Origin of the sequence: Bdellovibrio sp. HCB274 (assembly GCF_047306075.1) — a bacterium.
Classification (GTDB): Bacteria; Bdellovibrionota; Bdellovibrionia; order Bdellovibrionales; family Bdellovibrionaceae; genus Bdellovibrio.
On the sequence record NZ_CP178623.1, the window covers coordinates 2058278 to 2084899 of the forward strand.

The 26622-nt window shown below is 46.4% G+C and carries 26 protein-coding genes; 13 read left to right on the forward strand and 13 right to left on the reverse strand.

All coding sequences use genetic code 11. The annotated features are described in order from the left end of the window. Positions 1–12 precede the first annotated feature (12 nt). Together ACLWNV_RS10035 and ACLWNV_RS10040 are read left to right on the forward strand one after the other, a co-directional pair. On the forward strand, positions 13–513 hold the full coding sequence (locus tag ACLWNV_RS10035; RefSeq protein ID WP_413584258.1) for a chemotaxis protein CheX: 501 nt from the start codon (positions 13–15) through the stop codon (positions 511–513). Continuing rightward, the gene (locus ACLWNV_RS10040; protein WP_413584259.1) at positions 513–1892 is read left to right on the forward strand and encodes an HD-GYP domain-containing protein; all 1380 of its coding nucleotides are present in this window, start codon (positions 513–515) and stop codon (positions 1890–1892) included. The genes ACLWNV_RS10035 and ACLWNV_RS10040 overlap by 1 nt, the downstream gene beginning before the upstream one ends. Here ACLWNV_RS10040 and ACLWNV_RS10045 read toward each other — a convergent pair. From ACLWNV_RS10045 to ACLWNV_RS10055, 3 genes are read right to left on the reverse strand one after another with little or no spacing between them, the layout of a single operon-like run. Further along, positions 1889–2347, reverse strand: a complete 459-nt coding sequence (locus tag ACLWNV_RS10045) for a hypothetical protein (protein WP_413584260.1) — start codon at positions 2345–2347, stop codon at positions 1889–1891. The two genes, ACLWNV_RS10040 and ACLWNV_RS10045, sit on opposite strands and share 4 nt — an antisense overlap. A 1-nt stretch (position 2348) precedes the next feature. Next, positions 2349–2972, reverse strand: coding sequence for an RDD family protein (locus ACLWNV_RS10050; protein ID WP_413584261.1), 624 nt, complete (start codon positions 2970–2972; stop codon positions 2349–2351). A gap of 10 nt (positions 2973–2982) precedes the next feature. Next, entirely contained in the window at positions 2983–4176 is a 1194-nt protein-coding gene (locus ACLWNV_RS10055; protein ID WP_413584262.1) for a CCA tRNA nucleotidyltransferase, read from the reverse strand. A 47-nt stretch (positions 4177–4223) separates the two neighbouring features. On the opposite strand from ACLWNV_RS10055, the gene queG reads away from it, so the two are divergent. Beyond that, positions 4224–5273: a tRNA epoxyqueuosine(34) reductase QueG gene (gene queG / locus ACLWNV_RS10060; protein ID WP_413584263.1), complete on the forward strand. Its 1050-nt coding sequence runs from the start codon at positions 4224–4226 to the stop codon at positions 5271–5273. Here the strand turns inward: queG and ACLWNV_RS10065 are convergent. Next, on the reverse strand, positions 5262–5762 hold the full coding sequence (locus ACLWNV_RS10065) for a hypothetical protein (protein ID WP_413584264.1): 501 nt from the start codon (positions 5760–5762) through the stop codon (positions 5262–5264). The genes queG and ACLWNV_RS10065 overlap by 12 nt on opposite strands. Before the next feature lie 89 nt (positions 5763–5851). Here ACLWNV_RS10065 and ACLWNV_RS10070 point away from each other — a divergent pair, with 89 nt between their 5' ends. From ACLWNV_RS10070 to ACLWNV_RS10080, 3 genes are all read left to right on the forward strand, one after another. Then, entirely contained in the window at positions 5852–6757 is a 906-nt protein-coding gene (locus ACLWNV_RS10070; protein ID WP_413584265.1) for an HD-GYP domain-containing protein, read from the forward strand. Positions 6758–6831: 74 nt separating this feature from the next. After that, positions 6832–8166, forward strand: a complete 1335-nt coding sequence (locus ACLWNV_RS10075) for a chloride channel protein (RefSeq protein ID WP_413584266.1) — start codon at positions 6832–6834, stop codon at positions 8164–8166. A gap of 10 nt (positions 8167–8176) precedes the next feature. Then, complete coding sequence (locus ACLWNV_RS10080; RefSeq protein ID WP_413584268.1) at positions 8177–8383, forward strand: SlyX family protein; 207 nt, start codon at positions 8177–8179, stop codon at positions 8381–8383. Positions 8384–8457: 74 nt separating this feature from the next. On the opposite strand, the gene ACLWNV_RS10085 is transcribed toward ACLWNV_RS10080, so the two are convergent. Both ACLWNV_RS10085 and ACLWNV_RS10090 read right to left on the reverse strand, forming a co-directional pair. Next, the gene (locus ACLWNV_RS10085) at positions 8458–8739 is read right to left on the reverse strand and encodes a helix-turn-helix transcriptional regulator (RefSeq protein WP_340597225.1); all 282 of its coding nucleotides are present in this window, start codon (positions 8737–8739) and stop codon (positions 8458–8460) included. Positions 8740–8830: 91 nt separating this feature from the next. Beyond that, complete coding sequence (locus ACLWNV_RS10090) at positions 8831–9670, reverse strand: hypothetical protein (protein WP_413584269.1); 840 nt, start codon at positions 9668–9670, stop codon at positions 8831–8833. Between the two features lie 129 nt (positions 9671–9799). Here ACLWNV_RS10090 and ACLWNV_RS10095 point away from each other — a divergent pair, with 129 nt between their 5' ends. Genes ACLWNV_RS10095 through htpG form a run of 5 tightly spaced genes read left to right on the forward strand, consistent with a single transcriptional unit; the run spans position 9800 to position 15339 of the window. After that, complete coding sequence (locus tag ACLWNV_RS10095) at positions 9800–10393, forward strand: hypothetical protein (protein WP_413584270.1); 594 nt, start codon at positions 9800–9802, stop codon at positions 10391–10393. Beyond that, complete coding sequence (locus ACLWNV_RS10100; protein ID WP_413584272.1) at positions 10393–11349, forward strand: formimidoylglutamase; 957 nt, start codon at positions 10393–10395, stop codon at positions 11347–11349. The genes ACLWNV_RS10095 and ACLWNV_RS10100 overlap by 1 nt, the downstream gene beginning before the upstream one ends. Before the next feature lie 4 nt (positions 11350–11353). Beyond that, positions 11354–12379 (forward strand): threonine aldolase family protein, encoded by a 1026-nt coding sequence (locus tag ACLWNV_RS10105; RefSeq protein ID WP_413584273.1) that lies wholly within the window; start codon positions 11354–11356, stop codon positions 12377–12379. Continuing rightward, positions 12376–13458, forward strand: coding sequence for a tryptophan 2,3-dioxygenase family protein (locus ACLWNV_RS10110; protein WP_413584274.1), 1083 nt, complete (start codon positions 12376–12378; stop codon positions 13456–13458). Before ACLWNV_RS10105 ends, ACLWNV_RS10110 begins: the two co-directional genes overlap by 4 nt. A gap of 15 nt (positions 13459–13473) precedes the next feature. Next, a complete protein-coding gene (gene htpG, locus ACLWNV_RS10115; RefSeq protein ID WP_413584275.1) occupies positions 13474–15339 on the forward strand; it encodes a molecular chaperone HtpG in 1866 nt (621 codons plus the stop codon). 150 nt (positions 15340–15489) lie between these two features. Here the strand turns inward: htpG and ACLWNV_RS10120 are convergent, their stop codons facing one another. From ACLWNV_RS10120 to ACLWNV_RS10130, 3 genes are all read right to left on the reverse strand, one after another. Then, positions 15490–15906 carry a DUF4288 domain-containing protein gene (locus ACLWNV_RS10120; RefSeq protein WP_413584276.1) on the reverse strand — a complete coding sequence of 139 codons (417 nt, stop codon included), beginning with the start codon at positions 15904–15906 and terminating at the stop codon, positions 15490–15492. 119 nt (positions 15907–16025) lie between these two features. Beyond that, positions 16026–16496 (reverse strand): peroxiredoxin, encoded by a 471-nt coding sequence (locus tag ACLWNV_RS10125; RefSeq protein WP_413584277.1) that lies wholly within the window; start codon positions 16494–16496, stop codon positions 16026–16028. After that, positions 16486–17640 carry a hypothetical protein gene (locus ACLWNV_RS10130; protein ID WP_413584278.1) on the reverse strand — a complete coding sequence of 385 codons (1155 nt, stop codon included), beginning with the start codon at positions 17638–17640 and terminating at the stop codon, positions 16486–16488. The genes ACLWNV_RS10125 and ACLWNV_RS10130 overlap by 11 nt, the downstream gene beginning before the upstream one ends. Positions 17641–17750: 110 nt before the next feature. Here ACLWNV_RS10130 and ACLWNV_RS10135 point away from each other — a divergent pair, with 110 nt between their 5' ends. Next, on the forward strand, positions 17751–19415 hold the full coding sequence (locus ACLWNV_RS10135; protein WP_413584280.1) for an AMP-binding protein: 1665 nt from the start codon (positions 17751–17753) through the stop codon (positions 19413–19415). A 71-nt stretch (positions 19416–19486) separates the two neighbouring features. Here the strand turns inward: ACLWNV_RS10135 and ACLWNV_RS10140 are convergent, their stop codons facing one another. Both ACLWNV_RS10140 and ACLWNV_RS10145 read right to left on the reverse strand, forming a co-directional pair. After that, positions 19487–19864, reverse strand: a complete 378-nt coding sequence (locus ACLWNV_RS10140) for a high-potential iron-sulfur protein (RefSeq protein ID WP_413584282.1) — start codon at positions 19862–19864, stop codon at positions 19487–19489. Positions 19865–20032: 168 nt separating this feature from the next. Continuing rightward, entirely contained in the window at positions 20033–20569 is a 537-nt protein-coding gene (locus ACLWNV_RS10145; RefSeq protein ID WP_413584284.1) for a MerC domain-containing protein, read from the reverse strand. 115 nt (positions 20570–20684) lie between these two features. Here ACLWNV_RS10145 and ACLWNV_RS10150 point away from each other — a divergent pair, with 115 nt between their 5' ends. Next, on the forward strand, positions 20685–22094 hold the full coding sequence (locus ACLWNV_RS10150; protein ID WP_413584286.1) for a protein adenylyltransferase SelO family protein: 1410 nt from the start codon (positions 20685–20687) through the stop codon (positions 22092–22094). Here the strand turns inward: ACLWNV_RS10150 and ACLWNV_RS10155 are convergent. After that, positions 22091–25195 carry an efflux RND transporter permease subunit gene (locus ACLWNV_RS10155; RefSeq protein ID WP_413584287.1) on the reverse strand — a complete coding sequence of 1035 codons (3105 nt, stop codon included), beginning with the start codon at positions 25193–25195 and terminating at the stop codon, positions 22091–22093. The two genes, ACLWNV_RS10150 and ACLWNV_RS10155, sit on opposite strands and share 4 nt — an antisense overlap. Positions 25196–25199: 4 nt before the next feature. Continuing rightward, entirely contained in the window at positions 25200–26618 is a 1419-nt protein-coding gene (locus tag ACLWNV_RS10160; RefSeq protein ID WP_413584288.1) for a TolC family protein, read from the reverse strand. Between the last annotated feature and the right edge of the window lie 4 nt (positions 26619–26622).

Genomic DNA, 26622 nt, shown 5'->3' on the forward strand with positions numbered 1-26622 from the left:
GGAGTATTTGAAATGTCTGCAGCACCAAAAGTGGATGCAATGAATCCACTCTTTGACAAACGTCTTATAAATGCATTCGTCGATGGGGTGATTAAAACCTTAAAGACTATTGCGCAAACGGATGCCACACCCGGCAAACCATTCATCGAGCCATCCTTTGTACTTAAAGGTGAGATCGCGGGAATGGTGGGTATGGTTGCTCCCCCACTTAAAGGAACTCTTTTGATTTCTTACGGCAAGGATTCCATTTTCCATATTTTGGAGAATATGCTGGGAGAAAAACACACAGAGATTAACAATGAAGTTCAGGACGCCGTTGGTGAGATGACCAACATGATTTATGGCTCGGCTAAGACGACCCTGAATCAAATGGGCTACAACTTCGAGATGGCAATTCCTACGGTAATTTCTGGTAATTTTAATATTACTCAGGCGGATAAGGGCGCGACTCTGGTCATCCCTTTTAATCTGTCCAACAACTCCACTTTCTACGTGGAGATCACGGTGCAATAATGTCGGTGAGCCCGGGAAAAACGGTGGATGTGATCATAGGAAGCCCTCATCCGGGGTTTCTAGAGACCATTCAAACAGTTCTAAAGGGCTACTACCCGTACATCTTGCAGCAATTCAAAAGCTTCGACGAAATCATCGACGCTTCTTCCAACGCCGAATTCAAACCTACCCTTGCCTTGATCGATGGTTCCGCGGGAACGAACACCACCAATGAGTGGGTTCAAACCACCAAAATGAACTATCCCGAATGCCATTTGATTGTTCTGCATTCCTCTGCCCCGCTGGATTTTAACGTTGTTAAAAAGAACGGCGCCGACGAGGTGATGCATATCAACTTTGACCGGGAGTTTATCTCGGACATGGTTTTACAATTGGCCCCGATCGAACTTGAAGGGGAAAACATTCCTATCACCGCCTTGATGCCGGTGGATTTGCGCGACATGGAACCTAACATCGCTTTAAACTTTGATGTGTATGTGCACTTGCCAGCAAATCATCGCTCGGTGATTTTGCGCCACAGCGGGGACGTAATTGAAGAGCGTCACGTGGAAAAGTTTAAAAACATGCGCCAGCAAATGTACGTGAAGAAAACCCAAATGAAGCAGTTCTTTGAGTTTGCCCGCACGATCATGAGCATGCGCAACATTCCTTTTCCGATCTCGATGACAGAGAAGTTCCATCGCTCCAAAAAGAACATTTACGAGTTCATGCAGCAGTTTCTAAATGCCGCCTCTGGGGATTACTCCATGGGAAAGGCGATTTTGGATAAATGTAAAACCATCATCACTGAGCTTGAACTTAATAAAACTCTGCCAACTTCAGAAATTTATGACGAGGTTTGCCGCTATACGGGCAACACCCGTTCTTACTATCACGATGCTTTGTGTGTTTCGGCTTTCGCAGCCTATTTTGCGCAGCTTTTGGATTGGCCCGATGAAAAGCGTGAATCCGCAGCGATCGCAGGACTACTACACAACATCGGCCTGTCCCAGGCGAATTTTTCTGCGACCGAAATCAGTATCGAAAAACTTTCAGCCGAGCAGGCCCATGACTATAAGTTTTATCCAGAGCGCTCTGTGAACATGGTTAAAGCCAAAAAGGTTCCTATCAATCAGGACATCCAGGACGGCATCATGCAACACCGCGAGCTCCCTGGCGGACGGGGTTTCCCGAAGGCTCTGCAGACTGAAGACATCACAGCCTTCGGTAAGCTTTTAAACATCGCCTATTCGTTTCATCAAATGACGGCTTTGCGTGACCAGGCTTCGGCTTTGGCTCCGCAGGTTGCAATGAGTACGATGAAAGACGAAGCCATCAGTGGCGATGGTCAATTTGATCTGGTGATGATCAGCACTATCGCTAAAAAATTTAAACCTTAGTTCGGAAACAACTGCTTTGCGACGACCCGGTAGTAGTCCTTGGGTTGTTCGTTGGGAATTCCTTGCGCCACATCCAGGCGATCTTGTTCGACATTCATCACTTTCATATTAGAGCCGTACATTTGCCCTGACATCGTGTAGAAGACATTTACGAACTGATAGTCACCGGCACTGTCGCGACCGATGAAGACAAAGATGTTTTTAAAGGATGTCTTTTCAGCCAGATAGAAAATCTGTGAGGAGATTTGGGTGCCAGAAACCTGCTCCAGCTTTTTATAAAGGTCTTCCCACCCGTTCACCATAGGCTTAACAGCCCATGGAAATGAATTGTCGCCAGCGGGGCTGAGAACTTGTACACCAATTAGATCGATTTTTGAATAATCAGCACTTGCGGGAGGTTTCGCCAACGCTGTGAAACCGAAAAACAATGAAACTATCAAAAATGCGGCTTTCATCTTATTCCTCCCCCAACTCTTCGCCTAAATCCATGGAGACATCTTCCATGTCACTGATTTGCACCAGGGCGCGCAGGTCAGCCTTGCCGGTATTCCAGTTGATCTCGTTGATAACTCTTGAAGAAAACAACATGCCCTCATAGGCGTAAGACAAAATCAGCAATGTGCCCACAACCCGGCGGATTGTCGGTCTGTTGGGGCGAGGAGAAAATTGCACCACGCGGGTTTCAGCCACCCAATCAGACAGATGAGTTCGGTCATAGCGGAAAAAAGCCAGGGCATAGATCGCCCAGGAGAAAAAGAAAGTCAGACGACTGGTCAACGGACGCAGAACACACTGGGTGTAAAGCAATTCTTTGGATGGATCATCGGCTGGAACCACTTTCAATCCCAAAAGCCATTTTCCCGGCGTCGCAGATATCAACATCAACGAAACCGTTTCATACAAGGCTGGCACCAGGAATAGCATGATCAATTGAAACAGGGAAATTTCGACTTCGCCATCCGTGAACCAAACGCGGTAAAACAAAACCCCAAAAGGCAGATAGCAAGCCAATAAGAAGACCTGATCTATTAATTGAGCAAAGAGTCTTTTCCAGGTGCTGGCCACATAGATGTCGTTCATTCTCTAGTCCCTAAGCTTTCTTTAAATAATTTTCCAGCCACACGAGGGCTTGCTTGCGATCATTCAGCTGTTTTTCAAGCTGCAGATTAAAAGCTTCCTGCAGGCAAATCCCAATAGCAGGTCCCTGCAGTTTCCCCTTCAAATCCTCGCCGGTCAAAAAAGGTTTTGGCAATTCCTGGCCAAAGCCACGGCATACACTGAACAGATTTAAAATACGCTCTTCAAAATGGCCTTCCTTCATCAAAACATCCAGGGCCCAGGCAACACCCGGCTTTTGCATTTGCTGCATCTGCTGTCCTAAACGTTGCAAGAAGAAGTTTTCCGGCGCTTGCCAGATATTCCAGGCATCTTCGATTCCGCGGCGCTCTTTGGTGGAAAGTTTTAATAGCTCGATGCTGTTTTGCAAATCATCAGCCGAGGCTCCACGCAGGAAAAGACTTAGATTTTGCCAAATCTCACAACCTGGGTAAGCAGTCCACTCGACATCCAGGGCCTTCCACGGGAAAAGCACTGACTGCAAACCCGTTTCTTGCATCACTCTTAAACCCAAAGGCACGTTTTTGGATTTCAGAAGTTTTCCCATTTCATCACGTAAACGTTCGCCACTGACGGTTTTCACTAAAGGTGCCATTTCTTTCATGGCTCCCATGGTTTGCTCCTCAATAGCAAAATCCAGTTGCGCTGCAAAACGGGCACCACGAAGCAGGCGCAGGTGATCCTCGGTAAAACGTTTTTTCGCTTCACCTACCGTGCGCAGAATTTGCTTTTGCAAATCCTTTTGGCCTTCGACGAAATCCAGAATCTGGTGGTTTTCTAAATCGTAAAATAAAGCGTTCACCGTGAAGTCACGGCGTTTGGCGTCCTCTTCGGGACTGGAAAATTCGACGTGATCAGGGCGTCGTCCATCCTTGTAAGTGCCATCGTTACGGAAGGTGGCGACTTCGATATCTGCCCCGCCGATCAGAACCCGCATCACCCCGAAAACTTTACCCACATTGATGGTCTTCTCAAAGAGCTGCTCAATCTGATCCGGAGTCGCATCGGTCGCGATATCCAAATCATTGGCTTTAAACCCCAATAAAGCATCGCGCACGCAGCCCCCGGCCAAAAACGCTTTATAGCCTTTATCGGTCAATCTGTGATAGATTGCCTCTACAGCTGACCAATGGGGATGAGATTGCAAAATCGTGCGAACTTGATCCATGCCTTTCAGTGTACAAAAAAACCGGGTGAAAGAAAGAAATTGTTCGCGTGACGCCTCAGGAGATAAAACCTCTTTTAGATCCATACTTGACCGAATTGGGAGTCTCCCACTTTGGCTGGGCGCCATTGCAAAATCCTTTAAGTTTTGATTTTTACCGCAGCTGGATTGCCGAGGGTCTGCATGGCGAGATGAAGTATCTTGCCGATCATGCGCCGATTAAGGAAAATCCCCAAAGCAAATGGTCCCGTGCTGAAAGCGCACTGGTGTTTGCCATGCCCTATTTTCCCCATCCTGAAAAAATCGAAAACTTCCCGCTGAAATCCGCCCGGGTCAGTATGTATGCCCAAGGGATTGATTATCACTTTTGGTTTAAAGAGCGCATGCAAAAGCTTTGCGTGGAATTGAGCAAAATCTTCCCTGACGAGGAGTTTTTGGCATTCACCGACAGCTCCCCTTTATTGGAAAGAGATCTGGCGAAAAAAGCTGCTTTGGGTTGGGTCGGTAAAAATACCTGCGTGATTCATCCGAAAAAAGGCAGTTTGTTTTTTATTGGTGAAATCGTCACTTCATTAAAAGTTGCAACGACGATTGAGCCCCTGCCTGATTTTTGCGGCACCTGCACGCGCTGCTTGGACATCTGCCCGACGGGAGCACTGATTGAACCACGAAAAATGGATGCCAGAAAGTGCATTTCGTACCTGACTATCGAATCAAGACAAATTCCCGAGGAAAGCCTGCGCGAAAAAATTGGTGATTGGTTCTTTGGCTGCGATCTTTGCCAAACCGTTTGCCCTTGGAATCAAAAGGTCTTTAAAGGTCAGCTTTCAATTGAGAAAAGCCTGAGCTTGGCAGCCGATCAGGAAACCAAATTAACGGCGGAGCTTCGTTATATCCTAAATAGTTCCGGAAAAAAATTAAGCCGTGATTTTCTGGGGACACCGCTGGCCCGTGCGGGCTCTTTTGGACTTAAACGCAATGCTTTGATTGTTACCGCGAACCGCAAATTAAAAGAGCTTCAACCAGAAGTTGAAGCCCTGAGAGATCATGAAAAACTGGGTGAACTCGCCCTGTGGACCCTAAGACAACTACAGTCCTAGTTTTTTCAGAAGGTCATCGATTTCATTTTGTTTCAATTTATGTTTTCCAGCATCCTGAGCTCCCGCTCCTTTTTCACTGACACTGGCAGAAACATCATCAGAAAATTTACCGGAAACCCAGCGAAGGCGGTCAATAAACGCCTGGGGAATGGTGGTCTTTAAATTCGCCATGGGCTCGTCAATACGATCCAAAAGAGTGCTTAAAGTTTCAGAGCCATCCAACAAAGTGGCGACACACACATCAAAAAGACTTTGATTGCCCTGAATCTGCGAAGCCTTGTATCCGACAGCCTTACAAAGTGCGGTGTAGTCAGAAATTAAATGAACTGCATGATCCGTGGGCGCAGACAAAGCCAGGGACTTTGCTCCCCCCATAATGCGGTCTACACCGTTCCCATAATCGGCCAACTTCTGCACTTGAGAAAAATCACCTTCAATACCTTCGAGAAGATCTATCAGATCCTCAATCAAGGTCTTTGACTCGCTCACAAAATCTTTTACAATTTCTTTATCAATCGACATTGGTTTAACGATAGCAATCGAGAGGTTTGGAAGCAATGGATTATGTCTCAATTCGCGTGAGCACCCTCAGAGGGGACCAAAAAATTGATTTCAATGCCTACATCAAAATCAACGATAAGATGATCCTCTACCTACGTCGTGGTGACAGCTTTGAAGGCGACCGCCTGAAACGCCTTAAAGAAAAACAACTGCGCAAGATGTACATTCTGACCAGCGAAGAACAAATGTACCGTGGCTATGTCGACCGCAATCTGGATATGGCCTACGACAACTCCTCGGGCAAGGATCTGCAAACCCGTGTTGAAGTCATCCAAGGCGCGCAGCAATCAAACGCTGAAGAGGTCTTTGAAAATCCAGAAAACGAAACAACATACAACTACGCCAAAGACGCTGCCGGAAAATACGTTAGCTTCGTTATGAGCAATCAACAATCCCTGTCCACGATCATGAATATGGAAAACACGGATAAGAACCTGGCTCACCATGGGGTGACAGTTTCTACGCTTGCGATTGCACTGGCTCAGAAGCTGGGTGTGACGGATCTTAAGAAAACGCAACTCTTAACGTTAGGTGCTTTGCTGCATGACTACGGTCACTTCCTGACAGGATTAAACGTAAATCAAAAAGTATCCGCGATGAATCAAGCCGACAAATTGCTATGGTGGAAACATCCTTCCGAGGGTGCCACCCAAGTTCGCGACAAAAAGCACTTTGATCAGACTGTGATCAACATCATTGCTCAGCACGAAGAACTGATTGATGGCTCGGGCCCGCTTGGAATGCGCGAGAAAGACATTGATCCCCTGGCGGTGATTGTTTGCTCTGCTAATGCGATTGATCGTCTGATTACCTTCGAGGGCGTGCCTAAGGCTGAAGCTGCGAAAAAATTAATGCTTGAGCGCGTGGGACAACATCCCCTGCAACACATTCAGCATCTTAGTGATATAATGAAAGGGATTTAATTTCCCCGAGTGACAAGCCGTCACAATTAGAGAAACTAATTCCCATCATCCATTGATAAGAGTATTGCTGATGTATGAACAAGTCGGCAATACGCTTCCAGCTCCACAGACTTATCGAATTATTGCAATACAAGGAATCACTCAGAATCGTGCCGTTCCTGGTTGCGAGTTTCTTTGCTGCCGCTGTTTCTATCATTTACACAAAAATCTTTTTCGCTGCTGAAGAACTCTCGATGAAGCTTCTGCATGAAACCCATTGGGTGATTTCTCTTTTGGCGACGGTGGCCACGGTTTTCTTAAGCTGGTACCTTCCTCACCGACTGGCTCCTCAGGCTGGTGGCAGCGGCATTCCGCAGATGTTAATTGCCAATGAACTTGATCCCACCACGGATTCAAAACTCATTCGTTCTTTGATTGGCATCCGGGTGATTTTGGTAAAAATCGTTTCTTCCATTATTTGCGTACTGGGCGGAGGCGCCGTGGGTCAGGAAGGACCGACGCTGCAGATTGCTTCGGGGATCTTTTTTAGAATCGGTGAAAAATCCACCCAGTGGATCAGTCAAACCTCCACCCGCTCGTTTATTTTGGCCGGCGGTGCCTCAGGACTGGCAGCGGCTTTCAACACCCCCTTGGGAGGCATCGTTTACGCCCTTGAGGAACTGAGCAAAGATTATTTCAACAACTTTAAAACCTATGTTCTATGGTCTGTTATGGCGACCGGTTTGATCGTGCAAACGGCACTCGGGGGATATCTTTACTTTGGTTTCCCTTCCATCATGTCCGTGAATCTGCAGAGCTATTTTTATATCATCGCTCTCGCCGCCCTCACTGGAATTCTGGGAGCGGTGCTGGGTAAAATATTTTTCAGCATCATGAGCTTCAGAAAAAAGATCGCGAACCACAAGAAACTTATCGCAATTAACATAGCCTGCGGCTTCGTGTTCTGGCTGTGCATTTATTTTTGGAATGCCCATGGCGTGGGCGGTGGTAAATCCATCATCACGGATCTTTTATTTAAGGATGCCTGGGCCACTTCGTCTGATGTGTTGGTTCGTATGGTGGGGCCAATCATTATGTCTATCGCAGGCGTGGCAGGGGGGCTTTTTGCGCCAACCCTGGCAATTGGTGCAACCTTGGGCTCTTTGTTTTCCGAGATTATCTGGCCCCATAATCATCATCTATTGATTTTGTGTGGGATGATTGGATTTCTTACAGGCTTTATGAAGACGCCTTTTACGGCGTTCATACTTATATTCGAGATGACAGACCGTCACTCCTCGCTTTTCCCCATGATGTTGAGTGCTGCCGTGGCAGCTGGTATATCCCATATCGTGAGCCAACATTCGTTTTATGAGCTGGTGAAGGAAGAATTCTTCCACACCAAAGGCTCCGAGAAAACCAACCCTTAAGGAACTTCCTGTGGACGAATCCCGCATTGTGAATTTAGAAATCAAAGTATCTCACCAGGATGTGGTGATTGAAGAATTGCATCAGGTGATTTATGAGCAACAAAAAACCATCGACAAGCTGGAAACACTGCTCTCGGGATTAACCAAACGTCTGCAGGATGTCTTAGGAAGCGAAGACGCGGAAATCCGTGGCCACGAAAAACCACCGCATTACTAATCACAGCCAATGCAAATAAAAAAAGAGCAGCCTTAGGAGCTGCTCTTTTTATTTAAACACTTGTTCTAAATCTATTAAGAAGACTTAGCTTGTTTAAAGCGAGTTTTAAGATTGATAGCTGTCAAACGAAGCTCTTCTTCCAAAACTACATCAAACAATTTCTGCGCTGAGATTTTGTACAATCCAGCCAATTTCCACAAACTTGAAATTGGTGGGGAAGAAACTCCGCGCTCCCAATTAGATACAAATTGTGCAGTTTCATAACCAAGAACCGTGGAAACTTCCTTTTGAGAAAGCCCAGATTTCAAACGACATTCTTTAAGAAAAGCTGCCAATTTATTTTCTTGTGTAGCCATTTTAACATTTCCTCCGAGTACGTACCGTGTCCACTTTGAACGCTACCAGCGACGCAGAATAAAAACAAGCGTTCGATAAATTTTTTTTAACTCAACACTTAACCAAAACCGCGGAAGCGAGCAGAACTTCTATTCTTTTTGTCCACTCGTTTCTGTTTATAGCGGGTTCTATCTCCTCGAGGATTGCCATTTCCAGGAGTTGTTCTTCAGTATAAATGCGATCTTCCGCAAGCAGATCCAACAATGCGGCCTCGTAAATGTCCAATTTTCTTTCTGCAATTTTAACCGTTTCTTGATCATATACAAAAGTATATAAACCTTTCTCGCGTTGTAATTCCGAATTGTTCTCGGTCAACGCCAAGACTTGCAGGCTTGGATTAACAGTGATTTGTTTACCTTTGGATTTTTCGATTTCAAAAGGTTGAATTTCAAGCCACGCATGAATCCACTCCCAGTTAACAAGTTCGCGCAGCGCCGGTTTTTCAGGATACTTCTGACGAATAAATCCACTGAAGTAGCGCCAGTGATCCTGCAGCAACCAACTGCTCCACTCCATCTCCTTCAAATAACTTTCCAAAGCCGGCTTTAACATCACACCAAGATAGGCCGTTGTTTTTGGAAAGGATCGCTCAAATGTATGAATAACTTCTGTAGGAAAATCAAAGCTCGAAATGTCGTTCACACTGACCGGCTTTAACCACTGCAGAGTTCGTTTTAACTCTTCATCGTAAATACTGCGCACAGTTGCCGGGATAAATGATGAATGCGTTTGTAAAATGAAGTCGTGATTTGCCTGAATTTTTAGCAGTTGAGATTTTCGAATGGCCCCGACACCCACAACATCGATGTCGCGAACGACGACTTGTTTTGAATTCGGCAGCTGACCATTCCACGGGAAGGACAAAATATTGAGATCATTAGACTTAAACATTACGAATAAGTGTAGTTACTGATGCTCTTTAGAGCAAGATCTGCTCACCATCTAGGCATGACGGTGTTAGTCAATTTGCTTTCTACTTTTGTTATTGACCGCCGTTTTTACCCATGGAACAAGGGTGCCATGAGATTATTATTTTTCGTCCTCACGCTAGTTACTTCGGCGGTTGTCGCTTCTGCGCAAACTGTTGGTGGTACCGTTGCACTTAAGGGTCAGCAGATGTTCCTTAAGACGGATGATCCTTGCAATAACTATCTTGTCGCCTCTAACAACGAAACGGCACTAAGTGCACTCGTTAAACTTGCTCCAGGTGATGTGATCACCGCTACTGGTAAGAAAAATCCTGCTCACTGCACAGTTTCGATTGAAAGTGTTGAGTACGTGGGTCTTCGCCGTATGCTGGGCAACTGGTACTCCAGCGAGGCAGTTATTAATGTTCAGGACTTCAACACGATGAAGTTCTATGCCGCTCAAAAAATCTCTGAGACTGGCAACAAAGACTATAAATCTATTTCTCAAACGCCAATTGAATACAGCTACAGCCTGGTACCTAGTTCCGGGAAAGAATGGGTCATGTTCCTTTCTGACTCTAAGAGTACGACATTTGGTACAATTCAATTCCACCGTGGATCTGCGGTTCTAAAAATTTACAGCTCTGATACAGGGGCTCTAAATAAGACGCTGATCCTTTATAGAATGACAACCGGACAAAATTAATGAGTTGGCTACATCCCACTGACAAGCATCTTCTTTTCACCAAAAATGACAAAGAAGATCCTCGCCTTGGGGAATGCGTACAGCTTCTTCCTAAGGGCGAGCCATCATTTGCATCCTATGATTTTGATTTCGCTTTGTTGGGATACCCCGACGACGAAGGCATTGGACTGAACGGCGGTCGCGTTGGCGCCCAGGTCGCTCCAAAAGAAATTCGCACCTTCCTTTACAAAATGACCCCGCATCTTTCGGCGAAAAGTTTGCCAAAGATTTTGGATCTGGGTGACTTGGTTAACAAAGAAAAACCTCTGGAAGAGCGCCATGCCAAGGGCCGCGAACTGGTCAGCTCCCTGGTTAAAATGAACAAGCACTGGATTTCATTCGGTGGTGGGCATGATTATGGTTACTGCGATAGCACGGCTTTCGCGGAAAACCATAAAGACAATGCCGTCGTGATTAACTTTGATGCTCACATGGATGTTCGTCCCACTGATAAGGGCATGAATTCGGGCACACCATTTCACCGTCTGTTGCAGGAGTTTTCCGGTCACATCGACTTTGCAGAAGTCGGCATTCAGAATCAGTGCAACAGCCAGGCCCATATCGCCTGGGCCAAATCCAAAGGGGCCGAGATCATCACCCTGGATCAGATCAACGAAAATGGCCTTTTGAATTCTTTAAAATCCTATCTGGCTGGTAAAGAACGTAAAAAGATTTTCCTAAGCGTTGATATCGATGCCTTTACTTCCAATGAAGCTCCGGGTTGCTCGCAGTCCTGGACGACGGGTCTTTTCACCAAGGACTTTTTGGAGTGCTTGCACTGGATGATCCAAAACTTTGATGTGCGTGGGATGGGTATTTATGAAGTCTCCCCTCCACTGGATTCTGATAAACGCACCAGCAAATTGGCAGCTTTGATTTCGCACAATTTTATCTTTGGAACTTTAAACAAAGGTTAGAACCATGAATCGCGGTTTTGGCAGCGACAACCATGCCGGAGTTCATCCCCGGATTTTGGACTCTTTGAAAGAGGCCAATGTCGAACACGCGCCTTCATACGGAACTGACGAGTGGACGGAAGACGCTGCTCGCAGTTTTAAATCCCACTTCGGATCCCAGGCTCAGGTCTTTTTTGTTTTTAACGGTACGGCTGCAAACGTAACTGCATTACGTGCGATTACTCGCCCCTGGCAAAGTGTTCTATGCGCGGATGTGGCACACATCAATGTGGACGAGTGCGGGGCGCCCGAACAAATGGGTGGGTTTAAACTTCAACCTGTGCCATCAGTAGATGGAAAAATTTCTGTAGAGAAACTTGAACAGCACTTCATCCGTCGCGGCGATCAGCATTTTTCGCAAAGTGCGGTTTTAAGTATCACTCAGCCCACAGAACTGGGAACAGTGTATTCCCTGAATGAACTGCGCGAGTTGATCCTTTGGGCCAAGGAGCGCAAGCTTCACGTGCATATCGATGGAGCCCGTCTTGCGAATGCCGCGGTTTCTTTGCAAAAGTCGTTTCAGGAAATCACCACAGACCTGGGAGTTGATGTCGTCAGTTTTGGCGGCACTAAAAACGGCCTGATGATGGGCGAAGCCGTAATTTTCTTAAACAAAGCTTTAGCCCATGACTTTAAGTACGTGCGCAAACAAAGCTCGCAACTTCCCAGCAAGTCGCGCTTTATTGCCTGTCAGTTTATCGAATACTTTAAAAACGATCTTTGGAAAGAAATCGCCGGGAACTCGCTCGAGCGCGCGCGCGATCTTTACCATGCGGTTCGCGATATTCCAGGGGTTGTTGTTCGCAACGAACCTGCCAGCAACGCGGTCTTTGCGAAAATTCCCTCGACCTGGGTGAAACCTTTACGTGAGAAGTTTTTCTTTTACGTCTGGGACGAAAACACCTTTGAGTGTCGCTGGATGACATCCTGGGATACTCAAACAGAAGATATTCAAAATTTTGCCAACGCTATCAAGGAGCTTTCACGATGAAATACCCTTCCGTCCATTATCACGATTATTTGGGAATCGAAAAAATTCTGGATGCCCAGCATCCGGTCAGTGTGAAATATGGCAAGCCTGCCCATGATGAATTGCTTTTCATCGTGGTTCATCAGGCCTATGAACTTTGGTTTAAACAAATTCTTTTTGAATTGGATTCAGTGCTGGCGACTTTCCAAAAGTCCAAAGTGGCTGAAGAGGAAATGGGTCAGGCGACTTCACGTCTGGAAAGAATCGTAGCAATTCAAAAATTGATCATGGGTCAAATCGACGTATTGGAAACCATGACTCCCCTGGATTTCCTGGATTTCCGTGACATGCTTTACCCGGCCTCTGGTTTCCAAAGCTTTCAGTGGCGTTTGATTGAAACCAAGCTGGGACTAAGAATCGGAGATCGTCTGGCTTACAATCAGGCTCCGTTCTGGAAATCTTTAAGCGAAGGACAGCAGTCTGAGATGTTAAAAGTTTTGGATCAACCTTCCTTGTTTGATTCTTTGGAAAAGTGGCTGGAGCGCACACCTTTCCTTCAAGGCGAAAACTTCAATTTCTGGGACTCTTACAAACAGGCTGTGAATAAAATGTTCTCTGAGGACATTGCAATTGTTCAGGCGAATGCTGCCATTCCCGCAGAAGAGAAAAAGAAAACTGTCGAGGGTCTGGAAAAATCCCTGCAAAGCTTTGATGCACTATTTAACGAGGAAGCTTTCAACAAGCTTCGCGCTGAAGGACAATTCCGTCTGTCTTACAAGGCCATGCATGCGGCCCTTCTGATTCAGCTTTACCGCGATCAGCCTATCCTGCAGACGCCATTTAGAATTATCCGTGCGCTATTGGATATCGATGAAAACATGACGAACTGGCGCTACCGTCACGCGATGATGGCGATGCGTATGCTGGGTAATAAAATCGGTACTGGTGGCTCTTCGGGGCACCAATATCTGGCTGCCGCGACCGCTAAGCACAAGATTTTCAGCGATTTCTTTAACCTTACGACATTTTTTATCCCAAGAAGTCAGATCCCGGCCTTGCCAAAATCGATTTCAGACCGAATGTCATTTCATTACGAGTAATCAGGGAGTTTAACTATGGCAAAACAAACACAGGCATTTAACGCTGAAATTAAACAGCTTTTGGATATCGTGATCCACTCACTTTATTCACATAAAGAAATCTTTTTGCGCGAACTTGTATCGAATGCTTCAGACGCGATTGATAAATTGAAATTCCAGTCCCTAACTCACCAAAGTCTGCTGCCTGCGGACTGGACTCCGGAAATCCGTTTGGAAGGTAACAAAGAGCAAAGCACTTTGAAAATCATCGATAACGGTATCGGTATGGACCAGGAGGAAGTGGTTCAATTTATCGGAACTATCGCGCGCTCTGGCGCTAAAGCCTTCATGCAAATGAATGAAGAAATGCGCAACAAGCCTGAACTGATCGGTCAGTTCGGTGTGGGCTTCTATTCTGCGTTCATGGTCGCTGATAAAGTGACTTTGCACACGCAAAAAGCCGGAACCAACGAAGGTGTGGTTTGGGAATCCACTGGTGATGGAACTTACTCTGTTGATTCCGTACCGCGCCCGGGTGGCACAGGTACGACGATCACTTTGCACTTGAAAAAATTTGCAGAGGAAGAGGAAGTTCAGGACTTCACAGACGCTTGGGTTTTGAAGTCTTTGGTTAAAAAATACTCCGACTTTGTCGCTCACCCGATCAAGATGAAAAACGACAAGGGTGAAGATGAAACTTTGAATTCGCAAAAAGCGATCTGGCTGAAGTCCCCTTCTGAAGTCACTAAGGACGAACACAAGGAATTCTATCAGCATTTGTCCCATGATTTTAACGAACCTTTGAAAACCATTCACTACCGTGCTGAAGGCACCATGGAATTCAATGCGTTGATGTACATTCCGGGAAAACGCCCTTGGAACTTTAACAACCGCGAGATGGAATACGGTCTAAGCCTTTACATCAAGCGCGTGTTCATCATGGCAGACTGCAAAGAATTGCTTCCGCAGTACCTGCGCTTTGTAAAAGGTCTGGTGGATAGCTCCGACCTTTCCCTGAACGTGTCTCGTGAAATTTTGCAACAAGACCGTCAGGTGACGGCGATTAAAAAGAACGTCACTAATAAGATTTTAAGCGGACTTAAAGACCTGCTAAACAAAGAGCGTACTGAATACGAAAACTTCTGGACGGAGTTTGGTTCGACTTTCAAAGAAGGCTTGCCAGTAGATCCAACAAACAAAGATAAGATCCAGGAGCTATGCCTGTTCCATTCCACGTCTTCAGACAAAATGACGACTTTGGATGAGTACGTGGGGCGCATGAAGCCCGAGCAAAAAGATATTTACTACATCACGGGTGACTCTTTGGCTCAGGTGACGAACTCCCCATACCTGGAAAAACTAAAAGAAAAAGGCATGGAAGTGCTTTTGATGGTCGATCCAGTGGACGAGTGGGTTGTGAACGCGATCAGCACGTTTAAGGACAAGAAACTTCAGTCGATCACGGCTGAGGGCTTGAATCTGGACACTGAGGAAGAGAAGAAACAAAAAGAGGAAGAACTAAAAGCAGCGGCTGCGACTTTGCAACCCTTGATGGACACAATGAAAAAGACCCTGGAAAACCAGGTGAAAGACGTTGTGCTGTCAGAGCGTTTGACGAACACTCCCGTATGTCTGGTCTCTTCTGCGCACGATCCTTCTGCCCACATGCAAAAGCTAATGGCGCAAATGGGTCAGGAATACAACCAACCGGTAAAACGCGTGATGGAAATCAACGCGAAACATCCGTTGTTTGAAAAGATGCTGAAAGCCTCCCCTGACCAACAAGCGAAGTGGTCCGAGATTCTTTATGCTCAGGCATTGCTGAACGAAGGTTCATCGATTCCAGATCCAGTAAAGTTCAGCCAGCAAGTCGCGGAACTTATGATCTCTGCGGTTCACTAGGTGCCTACCTGCCTGAGGCAAAAAGGTACGGACTTACTTGATAATTATAAAATAAAAAATCCCCAGAATTTCAGTTCTGGGGATTTTTTTTCGCGCATCGCAAAACCGAAGTGGTTCTGCACAGCAATAAGAAACAGGACCTGGCACCTATTAAAGGTAAGCGCTTAGCTCTTTAGACATAAAACGCTTGCGCATTTTGATGGAGCTGTTTGTTTCAAGCTTACCAAGACGGCGTGCGATCAAATCGTTTTTAGATGTTTTCTTAGTCAATACTTCCGTGGATGCAAACAGCTCAACACCGCTTTCCAAAGTTTCGTACAATTCAAAAACGTCACACGCATTTAGGTATTCAGTGCGAACAGCCTGGCCATCGAAGTTTTGGTATGTGTACTGAGAATATTCTTTCGCGTCTTTTTCGGCAGCTTTAACAGCGGCGTTAGCATTCGCTGCCTGAAACAATACTACGCGCTCTTCAAGAAGTTCAGCAAAAGCTGCCTTTGTTTTAGCTTTGCCAATTGCGCGAGTTACATAAAGAGTCTTAACAGCGAACCATTTTTTGTTTTTCATTTTACTTCCTTTTTAAGTCTTAAATTATTTTAGAAACACACCGCAGGAAAAAGATAACTGTTACCTTTCTCTTTCAGGGACAAACTTGTCAGTTTGTACACCCGCTACGGTTGTGGATATTACAGGGTTTTTACGAATTTTAGCATCTCGGCGGCGTGGCCTTCGGCTTTGATTTTGCGGAATTCGCCGGCAAGTTTGCCGTCTTCGTCGATGACGAAGGTGGAGCGCTCGATGCCCATGACTTTTTTGCCGTACATGTTCTTTTCTTTGATCACATCAAAGATTTTGCACAGTTCTTCTTCCTCGTCAGACAAAAGCTGAAACTTAAAGTCGTACTTGCAGATGAACTTGTCATGGGATTTCAAACTGTCGCGGGAAACACCGATTACTTCCGTGTTTTCTTTTTTAAACTTAGGCAAAAGCTCGTTGAATTCGATAGATTCTGTCGTGCAACCCGGAGTGCTGTCTTTAGGGTAAAAATAAAGAACAATCTTTTTACCCTTCATGGATGACAGCGCAAAAGTCTCCCCGCTGGAAGAAGGAATTTTAAATGCGGGAACTTTCTTACCTAACTCTACTTTACCGGCCACTTGGTGCTCCTTGATCATGCAGGATCTGCGGTTGTTCTGGCTGCGCCTCCCCTGAAGGTGCCCCATCTTGCATTGGATCAACGTTATTTTCAAGTGGTTGTGGGTTTTCTATGACATTCCCCTGCTCATCCGTCGGCCAGCCTTGATCAGCTGCTGTTGGCGGAGGTGCTGCATCAGAAGCGGATTGCCCCACCCCACCAATCACGCCACCGGGCAGATCGTAAGTTTGCTGATCCATTGGCACAGAAACCGGCTCTCCTGACTTCGCCGCAGCTGCGGGCTGCTGTGATGTGCCCTCTGCAGGCTGACCCGCCACGGGGGATTTTTGTGGAGTTGGAGAAGGCTTGGGTGTTGGTGATGGAGTCGGTGCATAAAGTTCGGTCTCGGTGACAGTGATTTTACCAGTCATCGGAACGTTCGCTTCAATTTTACGAACGTCAGTCAGATTCTCGTAAAGAGTTCCGCGAAGCTTGATCATGTCCTGACCTTCTTTTTGATAGTCATAGACATCCAGGCGAATCATTTGCTCTTTATTTTTTTCCTGAGCCCAGTCCTTACAGTTCAACACCAACAGCTGTTCGTTGGCATTCGTTTTAATGTGACAAGTGATGGGCTTATTTAAAATTGCAGCCCCAATTCCCAAAACCTCTTCCAGACCTTCGGGATAAAAAGTCAGATCAAACTCATGCTCTTTTTGCGCGTACAACATCGCCATGTGCTTAGCCGGAGATTTCGCCGAGCACTTTTCGTACATTTCATATTTTTGCGGAAAACCCGTTTGCGACATCACGTCGCGCTTTACTTCATAACGGTCACAGCGGAATAAAGATTTATTTCCAAGCTTGGCATTCCCTTGGGACAAAATCGCTCTTTGCACTTTTCCAAATGGGGATTTTAACAAGGAACGACGCTCGTTGGTTAACACCCACCAGGCCTCACGGTGCACACTGTCTGCTTGTTCCATCAAGTGCACAAACATCGCCGCCGATTTTTCCTGCGGAGTCAGAACTTTTCTGGGAGGTTGGTTGACCATATTCGCCGCCACCGGGGTCGTGGACTCCTCCACTGCTGTCTCTTTCTTACGAGTGCAGGATGCAAACAGGACCAGTGAAATAACAAGTGTGAAGATGTGGCGCAATTTCATTCTTTAAGTCTTGCAAAGGGGCCAGCTGAACACAAGAATTTCCTTTACCCGATTCGAACCTTTACTCTAGAATAAAGGCTCAGCATTTTAGAACGTCATCAGGAGGTCTTATGGAAAAGATTTGGATCAAAAATTACCCGGCTGGTATTGGACCTGAGATCAATCCCAATGACTATCAGTCACTGACCGAGATCTACGACGAGGCGGTTCGCAAATTCCCCTCAAATAAAGCCTTCACTAACATGGGCGTCAGCCTGACCTTCACGCAACTGGACCAAAAGGTAAACCAATTTGCGTCATTCCTGCAAAACGAGCTGAAACTTAAAAAAGGCGACCGCATCGCAATTCAAATGCCGAATGTTCTGCAATTCCCGGTAGCAGCTTTTGCAGCATTGCGAGTGGGTTTAACCATCGTTAACACCAACCCGCTGTACACAGCCAAAGAGATGCAACATCAGTTCAAAGATTCCGGTGCAAAAGCCATTGTGATCCTGGCAAATTTCGCCAGCAATCTGGAACAAATCATCAAAGACACGCAAATTGAAAGCGTTGTGATCACAGAGCTTGCGGACCTGTTCCCAACTCCAAAAAGAATTCTGGTAAATTCGGTTGTTAAGTACATCAAAAAAATGGTTCCCGCTTACAACATCCCTCAAGCCTACACTTTCCGTCAGGCTTTGGAGCTGGGAGCAATGCGCCCGCACCAAAATGTTTCAAGCACTCATGACGATCTGGCATTCCTGCAGTACACAGGCGGCACTACTGGCGTCGCAAAAGGCGCGATGCTGACTCATAAGAACGTCATTTCAAACATGCTGCAAATCCGCGTTTGGATGAGCCCGAAACTTGAAGAAGGTAAAGAGATCGTGATCGCGGCCCTTCCGCTGTACCATATCTTTGCATTGACCGTGAACTGCTTGGCGTTCCTGAAAATGGGAGCGGAAAATATCCTGATCACAAATCCAAAAGACATCCCTGGCTTTGTCAAAGAGCTTAAAGCCCGTCCATTCACCGCTCTGACTGGTGTAAACACTTTGTTTAATGCTTTGATGAACAATGCGGACTTCGCGACGATTGATTTTAAATCTGTAAAAATCAGTGTCGCAGGTGCGATGACTTTGCAAAAACCAGTCACTGAAAGATGGACTCGCATCACAAACTCCGTGATCGTCGAGGGTTACGGTTTGACTGAGGCCTCCCCTGTTGTTTCTTGTAATCCAATTGATGGAACAGATCGCGTGGGCACCATTGGTCTGCCAATGCCAAGCACCGATGTGAAATTGGTTGATGAGGACGGTAAAGAAGTCGCGATGGGCGAAGCCGGCGAATTGGTAGCCCGCGGTCCTCAGGTGATGAAGGGCTACTGGAACCGTGCTGATGAAACAGCAGCTGTTCTTAGCTCTGATGGCTGGTTGAAAACCGGTGACATCGCAACTGTCGACAACGATGGTTTCTTTAAGATCGTGGACCGCAAAAAAGATATGATTCTGGTTTCGGGATTTAACGTTTACCCGAATGAAGTGGAAGAAGTGATTGCTGGTCACCCTGGTGTTCTGGAAGTCGCGGCTATCGGCGTTCCGGATGAACACTCTGGGGAAATCGTAAAAGTTGTGATCGTTAAGAAAGATCCAGCTTTAACGCCGGAAGAAGTCATCGCTCACGCCAGAAAGAGTCTGACCGGTTATAAAATTCCTAAATTGGTGGAGTTCAGAACTGAACTTCCAAAAACCAATGTTGGCAAAATCCTGCGCAGAGCTTTGCGCGATCCAAAATAAGTTTTCAAATCCACAAATAAAAAAAGGTCCCTCGCGGGACCTTTTTTTTGCACTTAGAATAAACTTAAAGACTAAGCCTTTTTATTCCAAGAAGCACACCAAGCATCTGCAAGCACAAGTTTGCCAGCGAAGATTGTGCAAGTGCCAGTTGTTGCGTCTTTCTTGCCGTAGAAACCGCAAGTTGCGCAGTGATTGCCCTTAGCTTCAGGGGCTTTTTTGTAGTCTGTAACGTATTTTACTGCTTTTGCTACAGAGTCATTTGGGTCAACCATCGGCATACCGCCACCGGATTTTGCTGCCGGAGCTGCTTCTGGAGCCGCGCCTCTTTTTTTCTGTGCGTGAGCTTCTGAACCAAACACTGTGTTCAATACTGTGGGAGCGATGAATGCCACTCCTGCCATTTTAACGAAAGTAGCGAAAAAACCGCGACGATCCATTTTACCGTTCATCTGTTGCCTCCTGGTTGAAATCCTTCGATTCTCAAATAGTATTCATTTTCACTATGTTTTCAATAAGAATCACTTTTAACCAGGCATGACAAGGCCACAAATTGTTGCGCAAATAAAAAAAGCCGCAACTTGTGCGGCTTAAAAATTAAATTTATTATGAAATTTTACCTACTTAGCGTGGCTGTCACACTGACAGGCGCGACGATTCAGAAAATGCGCTGTGACCAGCAAAATGCTTCCCAAGATCGTGACCGTGTTATGCGGAAGCATCGGGAAGATTTCTTCCAGTTCGTGATGCAAAACAGTTCCTGCACAAACTAACAGCAATCCCCCCACTCCCATGGCCGCCACTTTCATCTGACGATGATGTTTGTAACCAGACCAAAACGCGAACAAACCAATTGGCAAAATCACTGCCGCCATGGACAAGTGAACCCAGCTAGACTCGAAGGCTTCACCCAGCGCAGGCAGCGCCAGTAAGAAAACCGGCGTCAACAGGCAATGAATTGCACACAATGAAGAAAGATAGATACCCAGGCGATCCCATAGGTCTGTTTGCTCGGCAAACTGCTCGTGCTGAGAGTGATCAACATCGCAGCAGGCATCGGTCGTCGCTGGATTCAAAGCCAAAGACTGAAGCTCTGCGCTTGAAATGGGCTCGATAGATTTAAATACGGGTTTTTGACCGAGAGGTTGCTTTTCCACACTCACCACCTGATTTATCGGTTATGCGCTTAATGCAAGTCACTGTCAACTAGCCCCAGGGACTTCGTAAACTCTACAGCTTGCTTTTCGGTTCCCTAAAGCCCATACATGAGACATGAGCGATCACTTACCTCCGCCAATTTATGAATTAGGACCCGAGTTTTACGACGAGGTCCAGGCTGCTACGTTCCCTGCGGCCCAGCTTCGTTATCGTAATCAGGCCGCAGCGCAGATTGTGGGTTTGGATCGCATTACTGACGCCGAGTGGAAATCCTATTTTGCCGACTTCAAACCTATGCCCGGAAACATGGTAAGTGCTTTGGCACTTCGCTATCACGGCCATCAGTTTCGCTCTTACAATCCGCAAATTGGCGACGGCAGGGGTTTTCTTTACGCGCAGTTTTTAGTTAAAGGAAAGCTTTACGATTTAGGCACAAAAGGCAGCGGTCGCACGCCTTACTCCAGAACCGGTGATGGACGTTTGACCTTGAAGGGTGCCTTCCGGGAAATTCTGGCAACCGAGCTTTTGGAATCCTACGGTGTGAACACCAGCAAAACTTTTTCAGTTTTTGAAACTGGCGAAAGCCTGGAAAGACACGACGAACCCTCACCGACTCGTGCGGGAGTTTTGGTTCGCTTAAATCACAGTCACATCCGATTTGGAACTTTTCAAAGACTAGCCGCTTTAAAAGAATCCGCCAACCTGGTTAAACTTTTGGATTATTGCGTTCGTTATTACTATCCGGAGCTTGGTGAGTTGAAAGATGACGAAAAGGCAGCGGCCTTTTTGCAGGCGGTAGCTCGCACATGTGCTGAAACCACAGCGCAATGGATGATGGCGGGATTTGTTCATGGAGTTTTAAACACCGACAATATGAACATCACCGGTGAAAGCTTTGACTATGGTCCTTACCGATTTATGCCCAAGTACGATCCGTCCTTTACGGCAGCTTACTTTGATCAAAGTGGTCTTTACTGTTATGGCCGCCAACCCACTTCGGTTTTATGGAACCTTCATCAATTGGGATTTGCTTTAAAAGTCGCCTATGAAAACCTGCCAGTTGAAGAACTCCTTGAAGAGTTCGCTGACAGCTTTAACTTCGCCAGCCGCAGACTGTTCATGCAACGCTTGAATATTCGCAATCCTTTAGAGGACGAAAAAGCGGCGTTAGAGATGGATCAGGAAATGATGATGAACTTCTTTAAATTCCTGGACGAGGCGCAACCCTATTTTGAACAGACGTTTTTTGATTTACACTCTGGCATCAGTGAAGAGCGCCTGCTTCGTTCAGCTCAAGCTTCCGTTTATCAGCACCCAAGCTTTGCGGCGCTCAAAAAGAATCTTGAGTATTATGAAGTCTTAAATGAAAACAAAGCTTCGCATCCGTATTTTGAAGGCACTCAGTGCTGTTCGTTACTGATCGACGAGCTGGAGTCCCTGTGGACCCCGATCGCCGACAAAGATGACTGGACCCTGTTTGAAAACAAACTAAAACAGATCCGCTCTATCCGGGGGCTTTACTAGCCCCCTTGATATCCAGAAATCTTGGCAAGTTTTGCGCGCAGCCACTTTCTAAAGTCATCAATAAAACCAAATGCTGCTGGCACCACAATTAACGTCAAAAGTGTGGAGCTGATCAAACCACCAATGATCGCAATCCCCATGGATTTTCTCATCGCCGAGGCTTCATTCAAACCAATCGCAATCGGCACCATCCCGGCAATCAACGCCAGGGACGTCATCAGGATCGGACGAAGCCGCGTGCGACAAGCTTTAAGCAAGGCATCTTTGCGCTCCATTCCTTCCGCCAAAAGGTGATTCGTATAGTCCACCAGAAGAATCGAGTTCTTGGCCACGACCCCTAACAGCAGCACGATTCCTATCAGCGAGAAGATATCAATCGTTTTACCCGTCACCAGCAACGCAATAAACGCCCCGGTCATCGCCAGTGGCAAGGCCAGAAGAATCGTAAATGGAGTGATGAAACTTTCATACAAGCTTGCCAATACCAGATAAATAAAAGTCACGCCCAGAAAGATCGCAATTAACATGTTGTTGATCAAATCCTTAAAGTCATCGGCCTGCCCCTGAAAGCGATAGTCCACTCCTGGAGGCGGTTTTAATTCTGTCTTAAAGATTTTTTCAATCTCCTGCGAAACAGTTCCTAAGGCTCCGCCCTTGGCCAGGTTGGCTGAAATCTGGATGTAACGACTTTTGTTCTGACGATTGATTTGCGAATAACCTTTGGTCTCTTCACCACGGGCAATGCGTGGCAGAGGGATCATATTGAAATTGGCATTCGGCACCAGGGTCGTCGCAAAGTTACTGCGCAGATCGCGGTTTTCTTCATCAAAGCGCACACGCACTTTATAGTCGATACCGTTTTCACGGAAGATGGTGTTTTCATTTCCTTCAGTACGATTACGAAGCTCTGCACCCGCCGTTACCGTTGAAACTCCGAGTGCTTCGGACCGATCACGGTCAAAGATCACGTGGAACTCCGGTTTACCGGATCTGAAGTTTGTATCCACATCCACCAGGCCTTGAATTTTACTGATGCGTTCAACCACTTTGATGGCGTACTTATTCAACTCTTCCAAATCCTGACCTGTTAAGTTGATGTTCAGTGGTTTTTGCCCAGAGTTCACCGGATCGAAATCACCGATACTGACTGTTGCCCGGTTATTGAATGGTTCCAGTTTTTTACGAAGTGATTCCGTATAATCTGATGTCATCATCGAGCGTTTTTCTGGATCCACCAGACGCACATACAGGCTTGCTTTGTTAGATTCATTATTTGCCGTGCCGACTGTGGTTACCACGATTTCGACTGCTTTATCGCCGTCAAAAATCTTTTCAATTTCCGCCACTAAATTACTGGTCGCTTCTAAAGATGACCCCACCGGCAATTCCACACTGACAGCGAACTCCCCTGCATCGGCATTCGGCAGAAAGGTTTTTGGAATCCAGATGATCGTCGTCATCGAAAGGATAAAGACCACAACAGCGCCAAATAAAATGGTTTTCGGATGAACGACAGTGAACTTCAGTACTCGTTCATAGATATCTTCCAACCAGGATTGGAAGCGATCAAAGGCCGCCAGCATTTTTCCAATAGGACCTTTGCCTTTGTTATGCTCATCGGGATGGGCAAGATATGCTGACATCATTGGTGCCACAGTAAAGGCATCAAACAGGGAAATTAACATCGTGAACACGACGGTTAAACCGAACTGTTTAAAGAACTGACCCACGATCCCCTGCAGGAACGAGATCGGACCAAACACCGCAATCACAACGAGAGTGGTTGCAACTACGGCCATGGCAACCTCTTTGGTTCCATCCAGGGCTGCATCTTTAGGACGTTTTCCCATTTCCAGATGGCGGAAAATATTTTCCCGCACCACGATGGCATCATCAATCAAAAGTCCCACCGCCAATGATAACGCAAGTAACGTCATCAGGTTGATGGTGAATCCCATCGCAAACATAATCACGAATCCACCCAAAAGTGAATTTGGCAATGCCATTCCCGTGATCAGTGTAGATCGCGCGGAGCCCAGGAAGAAGAACACTACCAGGACACAAAGAATGATACCAATAGTGATCGACTCATTCACGTCAGCCACATTCAGGCGAATCGGTCGAGACGTGTCGCGCACCATTTTGATTTCAGCTTTGATGTTTTTGGATTTTAAGAATTCGTTGGCCTTGGCGATATTCTTTTGAATGTTATCTGCCACGGCCACGGTGTTTGAACCACGCTGCTTATAGACGTTCAGTAACAAAGCCTTTTGACCCTGAATTCGTCCGATGGTTTTTTGATCTTCCAGACTGCGCTTAACAACACCAATGTTTTTGATCAGTACCGGACGATCGGAGCCCACGAAGTTGACGTTCACTTCTTCGATTTGTTTTAAAGATTCAAACTCCCCGCTGGTACGTAACGTGGTTTCAGTTTTGGGATTTTCAATTTTACCAATCGGAGTATCTTTGGAGGTCTCGATGACTTTCTGTGAAACCTGAAGCATCGAGATTTTGCGATCCTGAAGTTTCTTTTTATCGATGATAACGTGAATTTCCTGCTTACGACCGCCGTAAATCTGCACTTGGCCGACGTCATCCAGACGTTCAAAGATCGGCTTCACTGTTTCGTTGGCAAGATCATAAGCTTCCCCGTCCGGAAGCTCGGTCACAAGCGCCAAAGTCACAATCGGTTGATCGGCAGGGTCGAATCTTTGAATCACTGGTTCATAGATTTCATCCGGAAGATCGCGGCGGATATTTCCGATGCGATTTCGCACGTCCTGTTCGAGTTCTTTGATATCGGAACCCAAATTGAATTCCAGGATGATAACTGCAACCCCATCCAGATTCTGCGAGGTCAAAGTTTTTAAGCCCGATAAACTCCCCAACTCATCTTCAATGGGTTTGGATACTTGTTTTTCCAGATCCAAAGGCGATGCCCCCGGATAAACGATTTGCACCGACAGGATCGGGAAAGTCACATCCGGGAAAAGATCCACGGGCATTTTAAACAGGGAAAAGATCCCCAGAATCAAAGTTAAAATAACCACGCAAAGAATGGTGATCGGACGACGAATGGAAAGACTTGGTAAATTCATAGGACTACTCCTCGACCGTCATATACAGACGTCCTTGTGCTTCCATTTTTCTTTGTTCCGTTTTTAATCGGCTTAGATTTAATTCCGCAGTGGCGGCATCATTTTCAGAATCCACGACATTCATGGTGATCGTTCGGCCTTTATTAAATAAGTCCGTCGTTGCACGCGCGCGATCGGTTTGCAGTTTGTAAACCTGCTCGGCACTTTGCACGCGTTTACTCATTTCTTCATAGCGGCGCTTTAATTCACTCCAGGAACTGTCACTGTCCAGAAGTTGTCTTTCTGCCTGAAGGCGCGATGCCAGGGCTTCCTTGCGTGCAGCATCTTTTGCAGCACTTTTGACCGAGGTATCAAACATGTATCTGAAATTGATTGCCACCTTTGCAGTCGGCTTTGCGGTATCGGTCAGATTTTGCGTGGCTTCCGCCATATCTTTACTAAGATTGTTCGTAGTGTAAGCTCCGCTTAAAACCAGGTCCGGCTTATAAGCTTCTTCCACTTCCTCTGCGACAACAGCACGGGCTTTGGCTTCAAGGGATTTAAGATAAGCTTCAACCTGGACCACTCGTCCCTTGCCACCTGTTACCAAAGAGTTGATAGGTCGCGCAGCCCCCAAGTCACCTTGCAAATCCGGAATGGGATCTGTGGGTTTTAATTCAAGGAAATCACGAATCGCCTGCTTGGAAGATTCCAGATCATCTTCGGCGGTGATTAGAATCAACTGGCGGCCTGCAACCAAGGCCTGGCCTTGTAACAAGTCAGCGCGATCGCTGATGCCATCATTCACTCTACGACGAGTCCACGATTCAATTCTTTTTGCGCGCTCCAAAGTTCCTTGCGCGGTTTTTAAATTATCAACTGCATACAGGTATTCCCAGAAGGCGATTTCAGCCTGAACCAGAACGCCGCGGATTTGCAAATCGTAGCCGCCTTTTTCAGCAGCCGTCGCAGCATCCTGACGTTCCCAGCGCAAGCGAGTCGCCGCACCAAAGAAGTCTTTCCACAAAGACTGATCCAAAGTCACACCCAGCTGCCCGTAACCGAATTTGGAGAACGACGCAAAGGCCGGATCCAAAATGCCAGGATTATCAAACTCGGTTGTCTGACCCCAAACTGTGACGTTGGTACCAGAGGAAAACTTTTTTCCAAATCCAAGGTTGTAGGAGGTCTGTTTGCTGACGGGAACTCCCAAGAGTGCAAACTGACTTAGTGGATTTTTATCATTAATATAGCTCCACCCTGCTGACATCACCGGAACCAGATCAATATCGCCGGCGGTGTAACGGTCATCAGCGGCTTCCTTTGACAGATCAAGGGACTTGATCGTGCGGTGATTGCTTTCGACATTTTTTAAGTAGGTCTGCAAATCCATTGCATATGAAGACGATGAAACTGCCAGAAGAATAAATACGATCTTGAACATGCTC